The following is an 18,351-nucleotide window of genomic DNA, read 5'->3' as shown; positions in this document are numbered from 1 at the left end:
CGCAGGCCTTCAGTCGTTGGCGTAGATGTCCACGTCCTTGGTCTCGCGCACGAACAGCATGCCGATTACCAGCGTGGCCACCGCGATGACGATGGGGTACCACAGGCCGTAGTAGATGTTGCCGTTCTGCGCCACCATCGCGAAGCTGATGGAAGGCAGCAGGCCGCCGAACCAGCCGTTGCCGATGTGGTACGGCAGGCTCATCGAGGTGTAGCGGATGCGGGTCGGGAACATCTCCACCAGCATGGCCGCGATCGGGCCGTACACCATGGTCACGTAGATCACCAGGATGAACAGGATGCCCACCACGGTGAACCACTGGCTGGAGCCGAACGGGATCGGGTCGGCCTTGGCCGGGTAGCCGGCGGCCTTCATCGCGTCGGCCACCTCCTTCTTGAAGGCGGCGATCTTCTTGGCGCTGTCCTCGTCGAACTTGTGGCCGCCGGCGGTGAGCGTGCCGGTGGGCACCTGCAGCACCTTCTCGCCGATCTTCACCGTGGCCGGCGCGCCCGGCTGGGCCACCGTCTCGTAGCTGGCCGAGGCCTGCGCCAGGGTGCGCTTGGCGATGTCGCAGCCGGAGGTGAAGTCCACCTCGCGGGCGATCGGGCTGCCCTGGAAGGAGCACTGCGCCGGATCCACCGTCACGCTGATCTGGGCCGAGGTCTGCGCCGCCGCCAGCTTGGGGTTGGCCGCCTCGGTCAGCGCCTTGAACAGCGGGAAATAGGTCAGCGCCGCCAGCAGCAGGCCGCCCATGATGATGGGCTTGCGGCCGATCTTGTCGCTCAGCGTGCCGAAGATGACGAAGAACGGCGTGCCCAGCAGCAGGGCCACGCCCAGCAGGATGTTGGCGGTGGCGCCGTCCACCTTCAGCACCGCCGTCAGGAAGAACAGCGCGTAGAACTGGCCCGAGTACCAGACCACGGCCTGGCCGGCCGTCAGGCCGATCAGCGCCAGGATCACGATCTTCAGGTTCTTCCACTGGCCGAAGGATTCGCTCAGCGGCGCCTTCGAAGTCTTGCCCTCTTCCTTCATCTTCTTGAAGGCGGGCGACTCGTTCATCGACAGGCGGATCCACACGCTGATGCCCAGCAGGAAGATGGACACCAGGAACGGGATGCGCCAGCCCCAGGCGGTGAAGGCGTCTTCGCCCAGCGCGGTACGGGTGCCCAGGATCACCATCAGCGACAGGAACAGGCCCAGCGTGGCGGTGGTCTGGATCCACGAGGTGTAGGCGCCGCGCTTGCCGTGCGGCGCATGCTCGGCCACGTAGGTGGCGGCACCGCCGTACTCACCGCCCAGCGCCAGGCCTTGCAGCATGCGCAGCGCGATCAGCAGGATGGGCGCAGCCACGCCGATGGAGGCATAGCTGGGCAGCACGCCGACGATGAAGGTCGACAGGCCCATGATGAGGATGGTGACCAGGAAGGTGTACTTGCGCCCGATCATGTCGCCCAGGCGTCCGAACACCAGCGCGCCGAAGGGCCGCACCAGGAAGCCCGCCGCAAAGGCCAGCAGCGCGAAGATGAACGCCGAGGTCGGGTCCAGCGCACTGAAGAACTGCTTGGCGATGATGGCCGCCAAGGAGCCGTAGAGATAGAAGTCGTACCACTCGAACACCGTGCCCAGCGATGAGGCGAAGATGACCTTCTTCTCCTCCGCCGTCATGGGCGTGTCGGCTGCCGGTCTGCTGCCGGCAGTTCCTGCCATTGCCATGCTTGTCCCCTCGAAAATACCGGAGTGAATGCCCGGCGTGGCAAGCACTGTCAAAGCCCCGCCTGACCGCGGCCTGACGGCAAGCTGAACGTTCGCTGACAAACTCGGGCCCAACCCTGAGGCTTCGTTTCTCCATATGCAATTCGTCCGGGTTTGCCCGCTCGGGACAAACATCCTCCGCCCCGCCGCATGACCTCACCTTCGCTGTTCGACGACCTGCCACCCGACCCCCTGACCGACGTCGTGCACGATGCGCTGTGCCTGGCTGCCAGCCCACGCCCGCGCGGCTGGCTGCTGCAGATGGCGCGCTGGCTGCTGGAAGCGCGGGGCCACGCGCCCGAGCGCCCGCCCTCGCTGGCCGCCGTGACCGAAGCCATGGACGATCTGGTGCAACAGGGCCGCGCCCAGCGGGTGGAAGGCCTGGGCGTGACGGTGCCTGTGGATGCCGCCTGGCACACCCGCTTCACCGCGCTGATGCAGCACCCCGCCGCACCCCACTACTGGCGCGCCTTCGCGGCCGCCAACGGCGGCACGCCGATGCGGCCCGATGGCGAGCCGGCCTGGGTGCGCCTGCCCACCGCCGCCGACCGCGTGGGCCTGCTGCGGCTGGTGCTGTACAGCCCGCGCCCAGCCGCCGAGCTGATGCGACTGCTGGAGGGCCCGCTGGTGGAAGCCAGCAGCGCCGCCACGCTGACTGCGGCGCTGACCGAGCCCTTCTTGCGGCCGCTGTTCGATAGCCTGCCGGCCGAGCATCGCGGCCTGCTGGCCCATCTGGTGATGGCCGCCCAAGCCGACACGCCCGCGGCACTGCGCGAGGCGGTGGACGACTGGCTGCGCCGCGCGCCCGACGAAGTGCCGCCGCCGGTGCGCTGCCGCCTGGCCGCCCACCGGCTGCACGCCGGCGACGTGCCAGGCATGCACCAGGCGCTGGTGGGCCTGGCCGGCCCGCTGATCGACCTGTTCGATGCGCTGGCGCTGGCCCATGCCGGCCAGTGGCCGCAGGCCGCGGCCGACGGCCAGGCCGCGATGAAGGCCGCCGCCAAGGGCGCCGGCAAGCGGCAGGCGGCGCTGCCGCAGGAGCTGGTGTGGCCGCTGGTGCTCTCGCTGCTGGCCCAGCCCGAAGCCACCGCCTGGTCCACCGCCCGCAAGCTGTGCGTGGCCGAGTCGGGCAGCCGCAGCCCGGCCCCGCACAGCTTCTGGGGCCTGTGGGCGCATGCCGCGGCGGTACGCCTGGGCGACCAGGCCATCGACCCGCAGGCCTTTGCCTTTGCCAGCAGCCAGGCGCTGGACCCCGACCACCTGCTGATGCAGGCCAGCCGGCTGCTGCTGGCCGCCTGGGCAGGCCACACGCCCGGCGGCTGGACGGCGCTGCGCGCTCGCCACTTGATCGACGGCCTGGCCGACCTGGGCCAGCACTGGATGGCTGCGCTGGTGCGTGAAGCCGCGGTGCGCCTGGGCCTGATGGCGGCCGCCGATGTACACGCTCCGCCGCCCGGCGCAACGCCGCCGGCACCCTTCCTGGCCGCCCCGCGCGAAGCCTGGCGCGATGCGCTGGCCGCGATCGCCGCGCTGGGCGGCGACGGCACGCCCGACCACCCGCTGCAGGCCGCCGTGCCCACACTGCTGTGGTGCCTGACGCTGGACGAAGAAGGCCGCGTACAGGCGGTGCAACCCTATGAGCAGCCGCCCGGCGCCCGCAAGCCCAAGCCGCTGACGCTGAACAAGGTCAAGGCCAGCGCCCGTCTGGATGCGCGCGACGCCGCCGTGGCCCGCAACATCGAGCGCTCGCGCTGGTCGGCGCGCCAGCTGGTGCTGGACGTGACCGGCGCCGCGCAGTCGCTGGTGCGCCACCCCGGCGTGTTCTTCCACGACGCGCCGGGCCAGTTGGTGGAGCTGAACGAAGCCCTGCCCATCATCGAAGTGGCCCGCCGGCTGAACGAGGCGGGCGAGCAGTACGTCTTCCGCATCGATCCGCCGCTGCAGCCCGCCACGCCGCCGCACCTGGGCGAAGGCTGGTTCTATGCCGACGAGCGCCAGGCCGAGGTGGAGCGCCGCAACAGCCTGCGCGTGGTGCGCGATGCGCCTGACCGTGCGCGGCTGATCCGCATCACCCCGGCGCAGCGCCGCGTGGCCGAGCTGGTGTCGCAGGACTGGGCGGTGCCGGTGGGCGCCAAGGCCGAGCTGGAAGCCGCGCTCAAGGTGCTGGCCGGCCACTTCCAGCTGCACAGCGATGCCGCCGCCGGCACCGAAGTACCCGGCGAAAGCCGCCTGCGCGCCCAGCTGGTGCCGGTGGGCGATGCGCTGCAGCTGCGCCTGGTGGTGATGCCCTTCGGCGGCTTCGGCCCCGCGGTGCCGCCGGCCGTGGGCCGCGAGCGGTTGATGACCGTGCACGAAGGCCTGAGCCTGGCCAGCCGCCGCGACCTGGCCCAGGAGGCCGCCCACCTGCGCAGCGTGCTCGATGCCCTGCCCTGGCTGGAAGGCAGCGAAGCCGGTGAGGCCGGCTGGCTGCTGGACACGCCAGAGCTGGCGCTGCAGACGGTGGAAGCCCTGCCCACGCTGCCCGCCATCGCCGCGCTGGACTGGCCGCGTGGCAAGCCGGTGCGCGTGACCACCGTGGCGCCGCATGCGCTGGCCGTGCGCGTGAGCAGCGAGCGGCAATGGTTTGCGCTGGAAGGTGAGCTGAAGGTGGACGACCACCGCGTGGTGGGCCTGCAGCAGCTGCTGCAGATGGCGCAACGGGCCAAGACCGGCCGCTTCGTCGCGCTGGGCGAAGGTGAATACCTGGCGCTGACCGAGCGGCTGCGCCAGCAGCTGGCCGACCTTTCGGCGCTGGGCGCGCAGCGGCCCGACGGCGTGTTTGCGCTGCCGGCCGCCGGTGCCGCCTGGCTGGAAGCCACACTGGACGGCATGCAGGTGGACGGCGACAACCCCTGGCGCCAGCGGCTTGCCGCGCTGCAGGCTGCCGCCCGGCTGCAGCCCGAACTGCCCAAGGGCCTGCGGGCCGAACTGCGCAGCTACCAGGCCGAAGGCTATGCCTGGATGGCACGGCTGGCCCATGCCGGCCTGGGCGCCTGCCTGGCCGACGACATGGGCCTGGGCAAGACGGTGCAGACGCTGGCGATGCTGTTGGCACGCGCCGAGCTGGGCCCGGCGCTGGTGGTGGCGCCGACGTCGGTGGCCGGCAACTGGCTGGCCGAGGCGCAGACCTTCGCGCCCGGCCTGCGCGCCGCCATCTACGGCGATGCGGGCAACGACCGCAACCGCGACGCCAGCATCGACGAAGCCGGGCCGGGCGACCTGCTCATCGTCTCTTACGCACTGGTCCAGCTGGACGCCGAGCGCTTTGCGCGGCGCACCTGGGCCACGCTGGTGATGGACGAGGCCCAGGCGGTGAAAAACGCCGCCACCAAGCGCGCCAAGTCGGTGGCCGAGCTGAAGGCCGACTTCCGCCTGGCACTCACCGGCACGCCGGTGGAAAACCGGCTGGCCGACCTGTGGTCCATCATGAACATGCTGAACCCCGGCCTGCTGGGCACGGCCACGCAGTTCAACGAACGCTTCGGCAGCCCGATCGAGAAACAGCAGGACGCCGCGGCCCGCGCCCGGCTGCGCCGGCTGGTCTCGCCCTTCCTGCTTCGGCGCACCAAGGCCCAGGTGCTGACCGACCTGCCGCCGCGCACCGAGATCGTCCACCAGGTGCAGCCCGGCGAGGCCGAGCGCAACTTCCTGGAAGCACTGCGCCGCAATGCCGTCGAACGCATCCAGGCCATGGGCGACAAGGGCGGCCCCGACACCGCCTTCCACGTGCTGGCCGAACTCACACGGCTGCGCCGCGCCGCCTGCGACCCGCGGCTGGTGGCGCCCGAGCTGGGCATCGTAGGCAGCAAGGCACAGGAGTTCGAGACCCTGGTGCGCGAGTTGGTGGACGGCCAGCACAAGGCGCTGGTGTTCAGCCAGTTCACCGACTTCTTGAAGCTGCTGGGCCGGCGGCTGGACGATGCCGGCATTGCCTACCAGTACCTGGACGGGAGCACGCCGGGGCCCGAGCGGGCGCGCCGCGTGGCCGCCTTCCAGCGCGGCGAGGGCGAGCTGTTCCTCATCAGCCTGAAGGCGGGCGGCTTCGGCCTCAACCTGACGATGGCCGACTATGTGCTGATCGTCGACCCCTGGTGGAACCCGGCCGCCGAAGACCAGGCCATGGGCCGCGCCCACCGCATCGGCCAGCAGCGGCCGGTGACGGTGTACCGGCTGGTCACGGCCGGCTCGATCGAGGAGCGCATCGTCGAACTGCACCGCGACAAGCGCGGCCTGGCCGATGGGCTGCTGGAGGGGCAGGACGAGGGCAAGGCGATCGGGGCCGATGAGCTGCGCGAACTCCTACTAGGAACGCCGCCAGGCCTTTAAGGCCGCTTGACGGCGGGCCGCGGCGCGGCGGCCTCCGCCCACGGCTGATCGAAGAACGGATCGCCCGCCAGCGCCGCGGCCACCATGGGCAGCGCATCCAGTCCCCAGAACAGCCGGCCGTCCAGCTCGATGGCCGGCACGCCGAACACGCCGCGCTCGATGGCGGCTTGTGTAGACAACTTCAGCTCTTCCTTCACCTCGGCCGAGGAAGGGTCGCGCTGCGGCTGCAGCCGGGCCGCCAGCGCAGCCAGGCGCTGCGGGTCGTTGGCGTCACCGCCTTCGCACCACACGTGGCGGAACAGGGCCTCCACCACGCGGCGGTTGGGCGCGCCGCCCGGCGGGCTGCAGGCCAGCGCCAGCCGCTGCAGCGCCAGCGGGTTGAACGGGTGCTGCGCCGGCAGCTGCAGCGGCGTGCCCTGCTGGCGCGCCAGCCACAGCACCTGGCGGTAGGTCCAGTCGCGCTTGGGCGCCAGCTCGGCCGGGCCACGCTGGCCCCAGTGCTGCAGCACCGCGCCCAGCAGCAGCGGCCGGTATTCCACCAGGTAAGAATGCCCTTCCAGCGCCTGCGGCAACCGGTCGAAGGCCAGCCAAGCGTAGGGCGAAATCACGTCGAACCAGAAGCGCAGCGACTTCATGGCCGCCTCTGGCCCGCCAGCACCAGTAGGCCGCGCTGGCGCAAGGCCTCGCGCCGCGCCGGCAGCTGCGCCCACACCACGCGCTTGTCGTCGTCGGGCAGGCGGCTCCAGCTGGCGATCTCGTCCAGCGTGCGGGCGCAGCCGCGGCACCAGCCGCTGGTCTCGTCCATGCGGCACACGCTGTTGCAGGGCGAAGGCACCAAAGCGGTCGTCATGCCTGCACCACGTCCACCACCGGCGCGCCGGTGAGGCTGGCCAGCTGCTGCGGCGTCAGCATGAACACGCCGTTGGGATGGCCGGCGGCGGCCCACACTGCTTCAAAGCGGAACAGCTGGTCGTCGATCAGCGTCACCAGCTTTTCGGCATGGCCCACCGGCGACACGCCGCCGATGGAAAAGCCGGTGCGGGCCTTGACGAAGGCGGCGTCGGCGCGGCCCACCGGCCCCACCAGCGCGGCCACTTTCTTCTCGTCCACCCGGCGGTCGCCCGAGGCCACCACCAGCACCGCGGCCTCGTCGGCCTTGCGCTTGAAGATCACGCTCTTGGCCACCTGCCCCACCAAGATGCCCAGCGCATCGGCCGCCTCCTGCGAGGTGCGGGCCGGCACGCCCAGCCAGCGCGGCGCATGCGGGTGGCCCAGCTCGGCCAGCAGCGCGGTGACGCGCTGAAAACCTTCAGAACCGGCCGTGCTGGCCTCGGCGGACGGTGTGGGGGTGTCGGCAGTGCTCATGGCGCCATTGTCATGGCACGGCGGTGCCACTTGCGCCGGCCGCAGCCGCACGCACCCGGCCAACCAGCCCGCGCAAAAAGCGCGACAGCAGCACGATGGCTGCCACCATCACCACCACGCCCACGGCCAGCAGCGCGAAGAACCACAGCGACTGGTGGACCGACAGCCACAGCATCGAAGGCACGAAGGCATCGCCCAGCAGCGACAGGCCGATGTTGCTGAAGGGCTCGGGCGAGGTGTTCACTGCCGCCCGCGTGGCCGCCTTGGCCGCATGCGCGGTGGCCGCCAGGCTGCCGCCCAGCAGCGCGGCCACGGCGCCCCAGGTGGCCTCGTCACCGCCGAACACACCGTAAGCCAGCGCCGCCCCGGCCGGAATGCGGATGGCGGTGTGCACCGTGTCCCAGGCCGAATCCACCCAGGGGATCTTGTCGGCGAGAAACTCCACCAGCACCAGCGCGCCGCTGACGGCCAGCAGCACCGGGCTTTGCAGCACCTGCAACCCGGCCGGCAGCTGCACCCAGCCCAGCCAGCCGGCCAGCCCGGTGAGAAATACCACCGCATAGAGGCGCAGGCCGCTGGCCCAGCCCAGGGCGGCGGCCAGGGCCATCAGTTGCGTGGTGTCGAGGTGCATGTGTTGAGTGGGCCCCGGGGCGGGTGGATCAGACAGGCTCCCGCCGGTAGGCCCCCACGGCTTCGGCGGTACGCCAGGCCGGCGGTGCTTCGGCCGTGGCCCAGTGTTCCACCGCCTCGGCAATCACCGGGCCTGTGGGGCCACCGTTCAGCCGGTAGCGGGCATTGCAGAAGAACACGCCGGGCGGGTGATCCACCCGCACCACGGCATGCACGCGGCCGTCGGCCAGCGCGTCCACCGCCTGCAGCGTGATGGTCCAGCCCTCGGGGTAAGCGGCATTGGCACGCACGATGGCATCACCATCGAGGAACCATTCGCCGCTGCAAGGCCAGTGCGTCACCGCATCGGCGGCGTACAGCGCGCGCATGCCGGCCCAGTCGCGGGCCTGCACGCGGGTCCACAGCGTGCGCACCACGGCGCAATGGTGCTCGGCATCGTCCAGGCCCGGCGGCGTGCCCGGCTGCAGCGGCTTGACCATCACCACGCTGCGGTAATGCTTGCCGTCCCACTGCACCTCGTCCACGTCGGCAAAGCCCCAGCGGCCGTACAGCGCGCGCAGGTGGTGGGCCGGCACCGCCGTGTCCAGCGCGATGGCGCGGTGGCCCTGCGCGCGGGCCCAGGCCTCGCACGCCGCAAACAGCCGCTCGCCCAGCCGCTGGCCGCGCAGGGCCGGCTCGATGGCGAACTGGTGGATGTGGGCCACGTCGGTGCGGAAGTACCAGGGCGTGGCCCGCGCCCAGGCATGGCGCTGCGGGTCGAACGGACCGTTGACGGTGATGGTGCCCACCACCTGCGCACCGCGGGCCAGCACGTAGCACTGGCCGCCCAGCACCCGCTCGCGCGTCATGGCCACCGTCTGGTCCACCGCGGTGTAGTTCAGGCCCATCGCGGCCAGCGGCGCATAGGCGCGGTGCAGCAGCGCGGTGATGGCTTCCAGCGAATCAGCGTCGGCCAGCGGCCGCAGCACCAGCTCGTCCATGGCCTTACTTCAGCGGAATGACGGTGCCCCGATCCACCGGCACCGCGGTCACGCTGTTCTGCGGCGAGCCTTCGATCACCCGGTCGGAGTAGGTCAGGTACACCAGCGTGTTGCGGGTCTTGTCCACCATGCGCACCACGCGCAGCTTCTTGAAGATGAGGGAGATGCGCTCGGTGAACATCTCTTCCTGCGCCGGCAGCGGCTTCTTGAAGCTGATGGGCCCGGTCTGGCGGCAGGCGATGCTGGCTTCGGCCTTGTCTTCGGCCAGGCCCAGCGCGCCCTTCACGCCGCCGGTCTTGGCGCGCGACACATAGCAGGTAACGCCCTGCACGCCGGGGTCGTCATACGCATCGACCACGATCTTGTGGTCGGGGCCGATGAGCTTGAAGACGGTGTCCACCTCGCCCACGGGCTCGGCCCGCGCGGCGGTGGCCGCCAGCAGGCCAAGGGCCAGCGCGGCATGACGAAGGAGGCAGGAGAAGGCAGGCTGTTTCATGGGCCGCAGCTTAGCGGCCTTGACAGGCGCCGGTCGCCTTCTATATTCACCCATAACGGTGAATGACATGACGACAACCGACCTGCTGGACCACACCATGACCGCGCTGGCCGATGCCACGCGCCGCGCCATCCTGCGGCGGCTGGCGCGCGGCGAGGCCCGCGTCACCGAGCTGGCGGCGCCGTTCGCCATCTCGCTGAACTCGGTGTCCAAGCACATCCGCATCCTGGAGCGTGCGCAGCTGGTGCAGCGCCGGGTGGTGGGCCGCGAGCACCTGCTGTCCTTCAACCCCGCCCCGCTGGCTGAAGCCGGCGCCTGGATTCACGAGCAGCAGGCCTTCTGGTCGCAGCGGCTCGATGCCCTGGAAGCCGCCCTGCTGGCCGAAGACGCCAGCGCGGCCGCGGCTTCCGCCCCTGCCCCTGCGCCTGAGCCCGTACGCAAGAAGGCGCGCCGACCTGCCCGAGGACCCTCACGATGACTGCCCATACCCCCCTTTCCTCCACCGACGCCGAGCCGCTGGGCGCGGTGATCGCGCCCGCCACGGTGCGCATCGAGCGGCTGCTGCCCGGCACGCCCGAGCGGCTGTGGACCTACCTGGTAGACCCCGACAAGCGCGCCCTGTGGCTGGCCGGCGGGCCGATGGCAGCGCACGAAGGCGGCCGCTACACGCTGCATTTCAAGAACGAAGACCTCTCGCCGGTGGCCGAGCCGGCGCCCGATGCCAGCCAGCTGTGCAGCGATGGCGACATCGGCGAACACGGTGGCCAGGTGCTGGCCTGGCAGCCGCCGCAGCGCCTGGTGCTGAGCTGGCCCGAGCCCGGTGGCGCGCCGCCTTCCACGGTGGAATTCGACCTGGCGCCGGTAGCAGGCGGCCAGCAGGTGCGGCTGACCATCACCCACCGACGGCTGGCTTCCAGCGCATCGATGCTCAGCGTGGCGGGCGGTTGGCACACCCACCTGGGCGTGCTGCTGGACCGGCTGGCCGGGCGCACGCCGCGGCCCTTCTGGTCGTCCTTCGCGCGGATGCGCGAGGCCTACCGCCCGTGGGTGGAATCGGCCTGGCGGTAGACGTCTTCTTCACGCCAGCCCAGCGCCTGCATCTCGGCCACGCGCAGGTGCGCTTCGCTGGGCATCAGGAATTCGTCGAGCTGCGGCGGCGCGATGGCGGTGCCCGCCAGCATCGCGTGGGCCTGGCCGCGGTGGTGTGTCTGGTGCATGAACAAATGGGCCAGCACATGGCCCACCGCATCGCGCTGCACATGGTCGCCGCGGTCCAGCGCCACTTCGGCCGCGCAGCCCTCGGGCGTGAGCGAGAGGCAGAAGTCGATCAGCCGCTGGTCGCTGACAGCCTGGCGACCGGCCAGTTCGGCCACCGTGCCGGCCGGCTGGAAGGTTTGGTAGGCCTGCACGATGCCGGCATCGCCATGCAGGGCGCCGATGTAATACAGGTCCACCGCCAGCAGATGGTTGAGCGTGGCCGCCAGGCTGGGAAAAAAGCTGGTGCGCGGCGCATGAAACTCATCAGCGCCCAGCGCCGCCATCGCGCCATGCAGCCGATGGTTGGCCAGCCTGTTGGCATGCGCTTGTATGGACAAGTGGCCGGGCAGGTCCATCACCGCTCCTAGAAGGGATCGCCGGACAGCCAGCGCTCGATCTGCGACTTGCGATCGTTGCCCCAGAAGGGCTCACCGTCCACCACGAACCAGGGCGTGCCGAACACGCCAGCGGCGATGGCCTCTTCATTGGCCTGCTTCAGGCGCAGCTTCCATTGCGGATCGGACCAGGCCGCTTCGGCCGCCTGCGGGTCGATGTCCGAAGCTTCGGCCAAGGCCTTCAAGGCCGATGCATCGTCCAGCCGCACGCCACGGGTGAAGTAAGCCCGCAGCCCCGCATGCGCCCACGATGCGGCCCGCGCCGGGTCTTGCGACTGCAGCCAATAGAAGACACGCGCCGCGTTTTGGGTGGCAATGGGAAATTGCGCCGGCTGGAGATACGGAATGCCTTCGGCCCGCGCCGACCGCGCGAAGTCGCGCAGCGCGTATTCGCGCTTCAACGGGTAATCCACCGGCGGCTTGAGCCCCGTGTACTGAAACGTGGCCCCCAGCAAGATGGCATGCCACTTCACCGCCCGCCCATGGCGCGCGGCCAGGGCCTCGATCCATTCGGAGGCGATGTACGAATAGGGCGACGAGAAGTCGAAATAGAAGCTGACGGGCGTGGGGGCGTTCATGGTGGGGTGAACGTAGCACGCGGGGGTGGGGGGCGGGGGTGGCGGAATCCCTGGGCGGTGGAGGCGCTGCGGGAAACCCGAGCGCTGGTCGTCGCGCAAAACGACTGATTGACGGCCCTACGCCTAAGGCGTACAGTCCCACCATGCTCACCGTCGTCGAAAGCCCCATCTTTCAAAGGATGTGGCCCCGGTACTGGGACGAGGACGAGCGCGCTGAATTCGCATCCTTCATATCCCGCAACCCGGACGCCGGGTCGCTGATTCGTGGCTCCGGAGGTGTCCGCAAAGTGCGCTGGGCCCGGGAAGGAACCGGCAAGTCCAGCGGCGTCAGGATCGTCTATCTGGCTCGGAACGAAGCGGGTGAGGTTTATCTGCTGACGCTGTATGCCAAGGCGGAGTCTGCGAACATTTCGCCCAGCACACTCAAGGAGATTCGTCGTGCCCTTGAAATCTAAGAAGCTCAACCCTGCCGAAGTCGCTGCGTTCGAGGCACAGCGGGACCTGGGCGCGGAGATCCTGCAGTCCATCAAGGACATGAAGGCAGGCAAGGGCAAGGTGGTGGTTTCGTCGGCCACCGAAGCTCGCGAAGCGACCGGCCTGTCCCAGTCGCAGTTCGCCAGCCTGCTGGGCGTCTCGGTTCGCACGCTCCAAGGCTGGGAGCAAGGCAGAAAGCAGCCCAGCGGTGCAGCGCGCACGCTGCTGGCCATCGCTCGCACCAACCCGAAGGCGGTGCTGGCGGTGTCGAGAAAGTGAGGCCGAGTCGTTCAGCAGGACAAGTGCGCCGCGGCGGGGACTGATGCTATGAACTTGATGACGGTCCAGGGCTACACAGCGCGCATGGCATACGACCCTGAAAGCGGCCTGTATTGCGGTGAGATCCTGGGCCTCTCGGGAGGTGCCGACTTTTATGCAAAGAGCCCAACGGAACTGCGCCAGGAGTTCAAGAACTCCCTGGCCGTCTACCTTCAGGTCTGCGCAGAAAAAGGCATCGATTCCCGCCGCGCGATCTGCGGCCCAGCGGGCGGCGCACCCACACCCTGACCCGCCCTACCCCAACGCCCGGCCAATCAAGATCTTCTGCACATCCGACGTGCCCTCATAGATCTGCGTCACCCGCACGTCACGGTAGATGCGCTCCAGGGGAAAGTCGCTGACGTAGCCGTAGCCGCCCAGGGTCTGGATGGCGGCGCTGCAGACGCGTTCGGCCATTTCGCTGGCAAACAGCTTGGCCATCGCGGCCTCCTTCAGGCAGGGTTGGCCGGCGTCCTTCAGGCTGGCCGCATGCCAGATGAGCTGGCGGGCCGCTTCGATCTGCGTGGCCATGTCGGCCAGGCGGAATTGCACGGCCTGGTGCTGAAAGATCGGCTGGCCAAAGGCCACGCGGTCTTTGCTGTAGGCCAGTGCGGCCTCGAAGGCGGCGCGGGCCATGCCCACACTTTGTGAAGCGATGCCGATGCGCCCGCCTTCCAGGCCCGAGAGGGCGATCTTCAGGCCCTGGCCTTCTTCGCCCAGGCGGTTGGCAGCGGGCACGCGGCAGTTCTCGAACAGGATCTGCGCGGTGTCGCTGCTGTGCTGGCCCATCTTGTCTTCCAGCCGCGCCACGGTGTAGCCGGGCGCCTTGGTGGGCACCAGGAAGGCGCTGATGCCCCGCTTGCCGGCGGCCTTGTCGGTGACCGCCATCACGATGGCCACGTCGCCGTTCTGGCCGCTGGTGATGAACTGCTTGACGCCGTTGATCACGTAGTCGTCACCATCGCGCACGGCGGTGGTTTTCAGGCCGTCGGCCTGTGAGCCCACGTGCGGCTCGGTCAGGCAGAAGGCGCCCAGCATGCGGCCGCTGGCCAGCGGCACCAGCCACTGCTGCTTCTGCTGCTCGTTGCCCCAGGCCAGCAGGATGGAGCACACCGGGCAGTTGTTGACGCTGACCACGGTAGAGGTGCCGCCGTCGCCGGCCGCGATCTCTTCCAGGATCAGGGCCAGCGACAGGTAGTCCAGCCCCGCCCCGCCGTATGCGTCGGGCACGGCCACGCCGTAGCAGCCCAGCTCGGCCAGGCCTTGCAGCTCGGCCTTCGGAAAGTGGTGTGCCTTGTCCCATTGCGCCGCCTGCGGCGCAATGCGGTCTTGCACATAGCTGCGCACGGCGTCCTGGATGGCGCGGTGGTCTTCAGACAGATGCATGCGCGGGGTTCCTGCGGTACTACCAGGCCAGCGGCTGGCCGTCGTGGTTGAAAAAGCCGCCGCTGTGTTGGGCCGTCAGGCCCGCCACGGTGCGGCGCAGGTCAGCAATGCTGTGCTGCGGCGTCAGGTCGGCCTGGCTGCCGCCCATGTCGGTCTGCACCCAGCCGGGGTGAAGCGCCACGCAAACGGCCCTGCCCTGCCAGGCCAGCGACACGTCCTTGACCACCGAGTTGAGCGCGGCCTTGCTGGCGCGGTACAGCCAGCCGGCGGTGGCCGAGCGCAGGCCGATGGAGCCCATGCGCGACGACAGCACCGCCACCTTGGCGCCGGGCGCCAACGCATCGGCCAGCTGCGGCAGCACCCGCATGGCGCCCAGCACGTTGGTGTGCATCACCGCGTCGAAGTCGGCTTCCGTGGGCGTTTGCAGGCCTTGCGTGCGCGGGCCGTACACGCCGGCCATCAGCCACACCTGGTCAAAGCCCGCGTTGTCGCAGCGCCAGGCGATGCCCGAGGCGCTGGCGGCATCGCTCACGTCCAGCGCAAAGGCTTCGGCGCCCATGGCCTGCAGTGCGGCCACACCCTCGGCACTGCGCGCGGTGGCCGTGACCTGGGCGCGGTCGGCCAGGCATTGCCGCACCAGCTCTTGCCCCAGCCCGCGGCTGGCGCCGATCACCAGGACCTTCATCGTGCGGCCCCGGTCACAGCAGTTCCAGCGCCATGGCGGTGGCCTCGCCGCCGCCGATGCACAGCGAGGCCACGCCACGCTGGGCGTTGCGCTTCTTCATCGCGCCCAGCAGCGTGACGACGATGCGAGCGCCCGAGGCGCCGATGGGGTGGCCCAGCGCCACCGCGCCGCCATGCACGTTGACGATGTCGTGCGGCAGCTTGAACTCGGCCATGGCCGCCATGGTGACGGCGGCAAAGGCCTCGTTCACTTCCCACAGGTCGACCTGGCCGGGCTGCCAGCCGGCCTTCTTCAGCACCTTGTCGATGGCGCCGGCCGGCGCGGTGGCAAACCACTCGGGCGCCTGCGCGTGCACGCTGTGCGCCACGATGCGGGCGATGGGCCGGGCGCCGCGGCGCACCGCATCGCTCTCGCGCATCATCACCAGCGCGGCGGCGCCGTCGGAGATGCTGGACGAGGTGGCGGCGGTGATGGTGCCGTCCTTCTTGAAGGCGGGCTTCAGGCCCGGAATCTTGTCCAGCTTGGCCTTGAAGGGCTGTTCGTCGCGGGTGATCTGCACGTCGCCGGCCTTGCCGGGCAAGGTGACGGCCGCCATCTCCCAATCGAAGCTGCCATCTTCGTTGGCCTGCTTGGCGCGCTGGGTGGAGGTGATGGCGAACTGGTCCATCGCCTCGCGCGTGAACTGGTACTTGGCCGCGCACGATTCGGCGAACACGCCCATGGCCTTGCCGCGTTCATACGCGTCTTCCAGGCCGTCCATGGCCATGTGGTCGTACACGGCCGAGGCGCCATACTTGATGCCCTTGCGCGCAAACATCAGGTGCGGCGCGTTGGTCATGCTTTCCATGCCGCCGGCCACCACCACGCCGGCGCTGCCGGCGGCCAGCATGTCGTGGCCGAACATCATGGCCCGCATGCCGGAGCCGCACATCTTGCTCAGCGTCACGGCGCCGGCCGAATCGGGCAGGCCGGCCTTGCGTGCGGCCTGGCGGGCGGGCGCCTGGCCCTGGCCGGCCATCAGGCAGTTGCCGAACAGCACTTCGTCCACCGCGTCGCCGGGCACGCCGGCCCGCTCCACCGCGGCGCGGATGGCCACGGCGCCCAGCTCCCACGCCGGCAACGCGGCAAAGTCGCCCAGCAGGCCGCCGATGGGCGTGCGGGCCGCGGACACGATGACGATGGGATCAGGTGCGCTCATGGTTTCGTCCTTTCAAACAGCGTGACGGAGGTGGAAGCGGCGCTCGGGCTCGTACGGGAACACGTCGTGCACATGGCCGGCGGCAATGCGCTCTTTGTGGCCCTGCCAGAACGCGGGGTCGAGCAGGTCGGCGTGGTGCGCCATGAACACCTTGCGCACCGCGGGGTTGCCCAGCAGGAAGGGCTCGAAGGTCTCGGGGAACACGTCGCGCGGGCCGACCGAATACCAGATCTCGCCCGACATCTCGTCTTCTTCGTTGCGCGGTGCAGGCACGCGGCGGAAGTTGCAGTCGGTCAGGTACTCGATCTCGTCGTAGTCGTAGAACACCACCTTGCCGTGGCGTGTGACGCCGAAGTTCTTCCACAGCATGTCGCCCGGGAAGATGTTGGCCGCCACCAGGTCCTTGATGGCGTTGCCGTACTCCAGCACCGCATGCTCGATCTGGCTGGGCGTGGCCTCTTGCAGGAAGATGTTCAGCGGGATCATGCGCCGCTCGATGTACACGTGGCGGATGACCAGCCAGTCGCCGTCTTCCTCGATCAGGCTGGGGCAGAAGTGCTTCAGCTCGGCGATCAGCTCATCTTCGAAGCGCGATCGCGGAAAGGCCACGTTGCTGTACTCCAGCGTGTCGGCCATGCGGCCCACGCGGTCGTGGGTCTTCACCAGCTGGTACTTGCCCTGGATCTGCTCGCGCGTGGTTTCCTTCTGCGGCGGGTAGAAGTCCTTGATGCACTTGAACACATAGGGGAACGAGGGCAGGTCGAACACCAGCATCACCATGCCCTTGATGCCGGGCGCGATGCGGAAGCGGTCGCTGCTGTGCCGCTGGTGGTACAGGAAGTCGCGGTAGAACAGGTTCTTGCCGTGCTTTTGCAGGCCCAGCGCGCTGTAGATCTCGGCCCGCGGCTTGCGCGGCATCAGCGACCGAAGAAACTGCACGTAGGCGCTGGGAATCTCCATGTCCACCATGAAGTAGGCCCGCGCAAAGCTGAACAGCATCTGCAGGTCGTCTTCGCCGTGCAGCGCGGTGTCGATCACCAGCTGGCCCGCTTCGTTGTGCAGGATGGGCAGCGCAAAGCCCAGCTCGCGGAAGCCGTTGATCACCTTGCCCACCAGGTAGGCGCCCTTGTTGCGATAGAAGAGCGAGGCCAGCACCTGGATCTGGAAATTGGCGCGCAGCCGGCTCATGCCCATCTCGGGCTCCAGCACTTCCAGCACGCGGGCAATGTCACGCTCCAGGTCTTCGAAGGGGCGCTGCAGCTGAAAGTTGTGCACCACCCGCACCATCGTTTCGTGCAGCGTGTCGCGCGTGGGGTAGTAGGCGCGGTAGGTGGGCGTGGCGGCCGGCTCGTCGTTCTCGATGTACTCGGTGCTCAGCGCCGGGCGCACGAAGATGAAGTCGTTGAGGAAGTAGCTGTGGTGCAGCACCCGGGTGGTGACCGAGTTGAAGAAGGTCTCGGCCAGCTCGGGCTGGTGGTGGTCGGTCAACAGGCCGATGAAGTGCAGCTTGACCTGCTGCCAAACGTCCATCGGCAGGTCGTTGGCATCGAACTCGTTGAGCAGCCGTTGCACTGCTTCGTCCACCCGCAGGTCGTAGAACTCGATCCGCTCTCGCTGCGCGCGCTGCTGGCCCTGCCAGTCGGCCTGCTCGAAGCGCTGCTTGGCTTCGGCGCTGGTCTGCCTGAACAGCGTGTAGTGGCGGTTGAAGCCATCACGCAGGGCCTGGGCGATGTGGAAGGCACGGCCGTCGGTGAGCTGGTGCGGAAACATGGGTGGGCGAAGCAGGGGGTCAGGTGGCAGGGGTGTAGCGCTGCTGAACTGCTGCAAGGCTGGTTTCGTAAGCGGTGTTGACGTCGTCGGAGTTGCCGACCGTCATGCGCAGGTCCTGGAGCAGGCCGTTGTGCAGGCCGTAGAACCAGCCGTGGATCACCACGGTCTGGCCACGCTGCCAGGCGTCCTGCACCACGGTGGTCTCGCACACGTTGCGGGCCTGCTCGAGCACGTTGAGCTCGCACAGCGCGTCCACGCGGCGGGCCTCGGGCACGGTGTCCAGCCAGGCCTGGTGGCGGCTGCGCACGTCCTGCACATGGCGCAGCCAGTTGTCGACCAGGCCCACGCGCTTGTTGTACAGCGCCGCCCGCACACCACCGCAGTTGGAGTGGCCGACGATCATGATGTGCTGCACCTTGAGCTGGTCGACCGCGAACTGCACCACCGACAGGCAGTTGAGGTCGGAGTGCGCCACCACGTTGGCCACGTTGCGGTGCACGAACAGCTCACCGGGCGCCAGGCCCACCAGCTCGTTGGCGGGCACGCGGCTGTCGGCGCAGCCGATCCACAGGTACTGCGGCTCCTGCTGCTTCAGCAGGCTGCTGAAGAAGCCGGGCTGACGATGCTCGACATCGGCCGCCCACTGGCGGTTCTTGTCGAGCAGGTCGGCTAGGGAGTCTTGACTCATCAAAAGGCCTTGGA

20 protein-coding genes are annotated in these 18,351 nt (G+C 69.3%); 6 read left to right on the top strand and 14 right to left on the bottom strand.

Annotated features, from left to right (window positions below; all coding sequences use genetic code 11):
• Positions 1–9: 9 nt before the first annotated feature.
• Complete coding sequence (locus tag MW290_RS17090) at positions 10–1,707, bottom strand: MFS transporter (protein ID WP_250200036.1); 1,698 nt, start codon at positions 1,705–1,707, stop codon at positions 10–12.
• 195 nt (positions 1,708–1,902) lie between these two features.
• On the opposite strand from MW290_RS17090, the gene MW290_RS17085 reads away from it, so the two are divergent.
• Positions 1,903–6,117, top strand: a complete 4,215-nt coding sequence (locus tag MW290_RS17085; RefSeq protein WP_250198910.1) for a DEAD/DEAH box helicase — start codon at positions 1,903–1,905, stop codon at positions 6,115–6,117.
• Here MW290_RS17085 and MW290_RS17080 read toward each other — a convergent pair.
• Genes MW290_RS17080 through MW290_RS17055 form a run of 6 tightly spaced genes read right to left on the bottom strand, consistent with a single transcriptional unit; the run spans position 6,114 to position 9,588 of the window.
• Positions 6,114–6,752 carry a 2-hydroxychromene-2-carboxylate isomerase gene (locus tag MW290_RS17080; RefSeq protein WP_250198909.1) on the bottom strand — a complete coding sequence of 213 codons (639 nt, stop codon included), beginning with the start codon at positions 6,750–6,752 and terminating at the stop codon, positions 6,114–6,116. The genes MW290_RS17085 and MW290_RS17080 overlap by 4 nt on opposite strands.
• Positions 6,749–6,967 carry a DUF1289 domain-containing protein gene (locus tag MW290_RS17075; RefSeq protein WP_250198908.1) on the bottom strand — a complete coding sequence of 73 codons (219 nt, stop codon included), beginning with the start codon at positions 6,965–6,967 and terminating at the stop codon, positions 6,749–6,751. The genes MW290_RS17080 and MW290_RS17075 overlap by 4 nt, the downstream gene beginning before the upstream one ends.
• Positions 6,964–7,482, bottom strand: a complete 519-nt coding sequence (locus tag MW290_RS17070) for a YbaK/EbsC family protein (RefSeq protein ID WP_250198907.1) — start codon at positions 7,480–7,482, stop codon at positions 6,964–6,966. Before MW290_RS17070 ends, MW290_RS17075 begins: the two co-directional genes overlap by 4 nt.
• A gap of 10 nt (positions 7,483–7,492) precedes the next feature.
• Complete coding sequence (locus MW290_RS17065) at positions 7,493–8,113, bottom strand: DUF4126 domain-containing protein (protein ID WP_250198906.1); 621 nt, start codon at positions 8,111–8,113, stop codon at positions 7,493–7,495.
• A 28-nt stretch (positions 8,114–8,141) separates the two neighbouring features.
• Entirely contained in the window at positions 8,142–9,092 is a 951-nt protein-coding gene (locus MW290_RS17060; RefSeq protein WP_250198905.1) for a GNAT family N-acetyltransferase, read from the bottom strand.
• A 4-nt stretch (positions 9,093–9,096) separates the two neighbouring features.
• A complete protein-coding gene (locus tag MW290_RS17055; RefSeq protein ID WP_250198904.1) occupies positions 9,097–9,588 on the bottom strand; it encodes a CreA family protein in 492 nt (163 codons plus the stop codon).
• A 67-nt stretch (positions 9,589–9,655) separates the two neighbouring features.
• Here MW290_RS17055 and MW290_RS17050 point away from each other — a divergent pair, with 67 nt between their 5' ends.
• On the top strand, positions 9,656–10,066 hold the full coding sequence (locus MW290_RS17050) for an ArsR/SmtB family transcription factor (RefSeq protein ID WP_250198903.1): 411 nt from the start codon (positions 9,656–9,658) through the stop codon (positions 10,064–10,066).
• Positions 10,063–10,656 carry an SRPBCC family protein gene (locus tag MW290_RS17045; RefSeq protein ID WP_250198902.1) on the top strand — a complete coding sequence of 198 codons (594 nt, stop codon included), beginning with the start codon at positions 10,063–10,065 and terminating at the stop codon, positions 10,654–10,656. Before MW290_RS17050 ends, MW290_RS17045 begins: the two co-directional genes overlap by 4 nt.
• Here MW290_RS17045 and MW290_RS17040 read toward each other — a convergent pair.
• On the bottom strand, positions 10,623–11,201 hold the full coding sequence (locus tag MW290_RS17040) for a DinB family protein (RefSeq protein WP_250198901.1): 579 nt from the start codon (positions 11,199–11,201) through the stop codon (positions 10,623–10,625). The two genes, MW290_RS17045 and MW290_RS17040, sit on opposite strands and share 34 nt — an antisense overlap.
• A gap of 8 nt (positions 11,202–11,209) precedes the next feature.
• Positions 11,210–11,818 carry a 2-hydroxychromene-2-carboxylate isomerase gene (locus MW290_RS17035; protein WP_250198900.1) on the bottom strand — a complete coding sequence of 203 codons (609 nt, stop codon included), beginning with the start codon at positions 11,816–11,818 and terminating at the stop codon, positions 11,210–11,212.
• 143 nt (positions 11,819–11,961) lie between these two features.
• Between MW290_RS17035 and MW290_RS17030 the strand changes: the two genes are divergently transcribed.
• From MW290_RS17030 to MW290_RS17020, 3 genes are all read left to right on the top strand, one after another.
• A complete protein-coding gene (locus MW290_RS17030) occupies positions 11,962–12,273 on the top strand; it encodes a type II toxin-antitoxin system RelE/ParE family toxin (RefSeq protein ID WP_250198899.1) in 312 nt (103 codons plus the stop codon).
• Positions 12,257–12,571 carry a helix-turn-helix domain-containing protein gene (locus MW290_RS17025; RefSeq protein WP_250198898.1) on the top strand — a complete coding sequence of 105 codons (315 nt, stop codon included), beginning with the start codon at positions 12,257–12,259 and terminating at the stop codon, positions 12,569–12,571. Before MW290_RS17030 ends, MW290_RS17025 begins: the two co-directional genes overlap by 17 nt.
• Positions 12,572–12,655: 84 nt before the next feature.
• Positions 12,656–12,859: a hypothetical protein gene (locus MW290_RS17020; RefSeq protein ID WP_250198897.1), complete on the top strand. Its 204-nt coding sequence runs from the start codon at positions 12,656–12,658 to the stop codon at positions 12,857–12,859.
• A gap of 6 nt (positions 12,860–12,865) precedes the next feature.
• Here MW290_RS17020 and MW290_RS17015 read toward each other — a convergent pair whose 3' ends face one another.
• The 5 genes from MW290_RS17015 to can are packed head-to-tail and all read right to left on the bottom strand — an operon-like array spanning position 12,866 to position 18,337.
• Positions 12,866–13,996 (bottom strand): acyl-CoA dehydrogenase family protein, encoded by a 1,131-nt coding sequence (locus tag MW290_RS17015; RefSeq protein WP_250198896.1) that lies wholly within the window; start codon positions 13,994–13,996, stop codon positions 12,866–12,868.
• 19 nt (positions 13,997–14,015) lie between these two features.
• Entirely contained in the window at positions 14,016–14,681 is a 666-nt protein-coding gene (locus MW290_RS17010) for an SDR family oxidoreductase (protein WP_250198895.1), read from the bottom strand.
• Between the two features lie 13 nt (positions 14,682–14,694).
• Positions 14,695–15,879 carry an acetyl-CoA C-acyltransferase gene (locus MW290_RS17005; protein ID WP_250198894.1) on the bottom strand — a complete coding sequence of 395 codons (1,185 nt, stop codon included), beginning with the start codon at positions 15,877–15,879 and terminating at the stop codon, positions 14,695–14,697.
• 12 nt (positions 15,880–15,891) lie between these two features.
• A complete protein-coding gene (gene aceK / locus MW290_RS17000; RefSeq protein ID WP_250198893.1) occupies positions 15,892–17,649 on the bottom strand; it encodes a bifunctional isocitrate dehydrogenase kinase/phosphatase in 1,758 nt (585 codons plus the stop codon).
• 19 nt (positions 17,650–17,668) lie between these two features.
• Positions 17,669–18,337, bottom strand: coding sequence for a carbonate dehydratase (can, locus tag MW290_RS16995; RefSeq protein ID WP_250198892.1), 669 nt, complete (start codon positions 18,335–18,337; stop codon positions 17,669–17,671).
• Positions 18,338–18,351 lie beyond the last annotated feature (14 nt).

It is taken from the genome of Aquincola tertiaricarbonis (assembly GCF_023573145.1).
Classification (GTDB): Bacteria; Pseudomonadota; Gammaproteobacteria; order Burkholderiales; family Burkholderiaceae_C; genus Aquincola; species Aquincola tertiaricarbonis_B.
The sequence above is the reverse complement of the archived record's forward strand: the minus strand, read 5'-3'. Positions and strand labels throughout refer to the sequence as shown.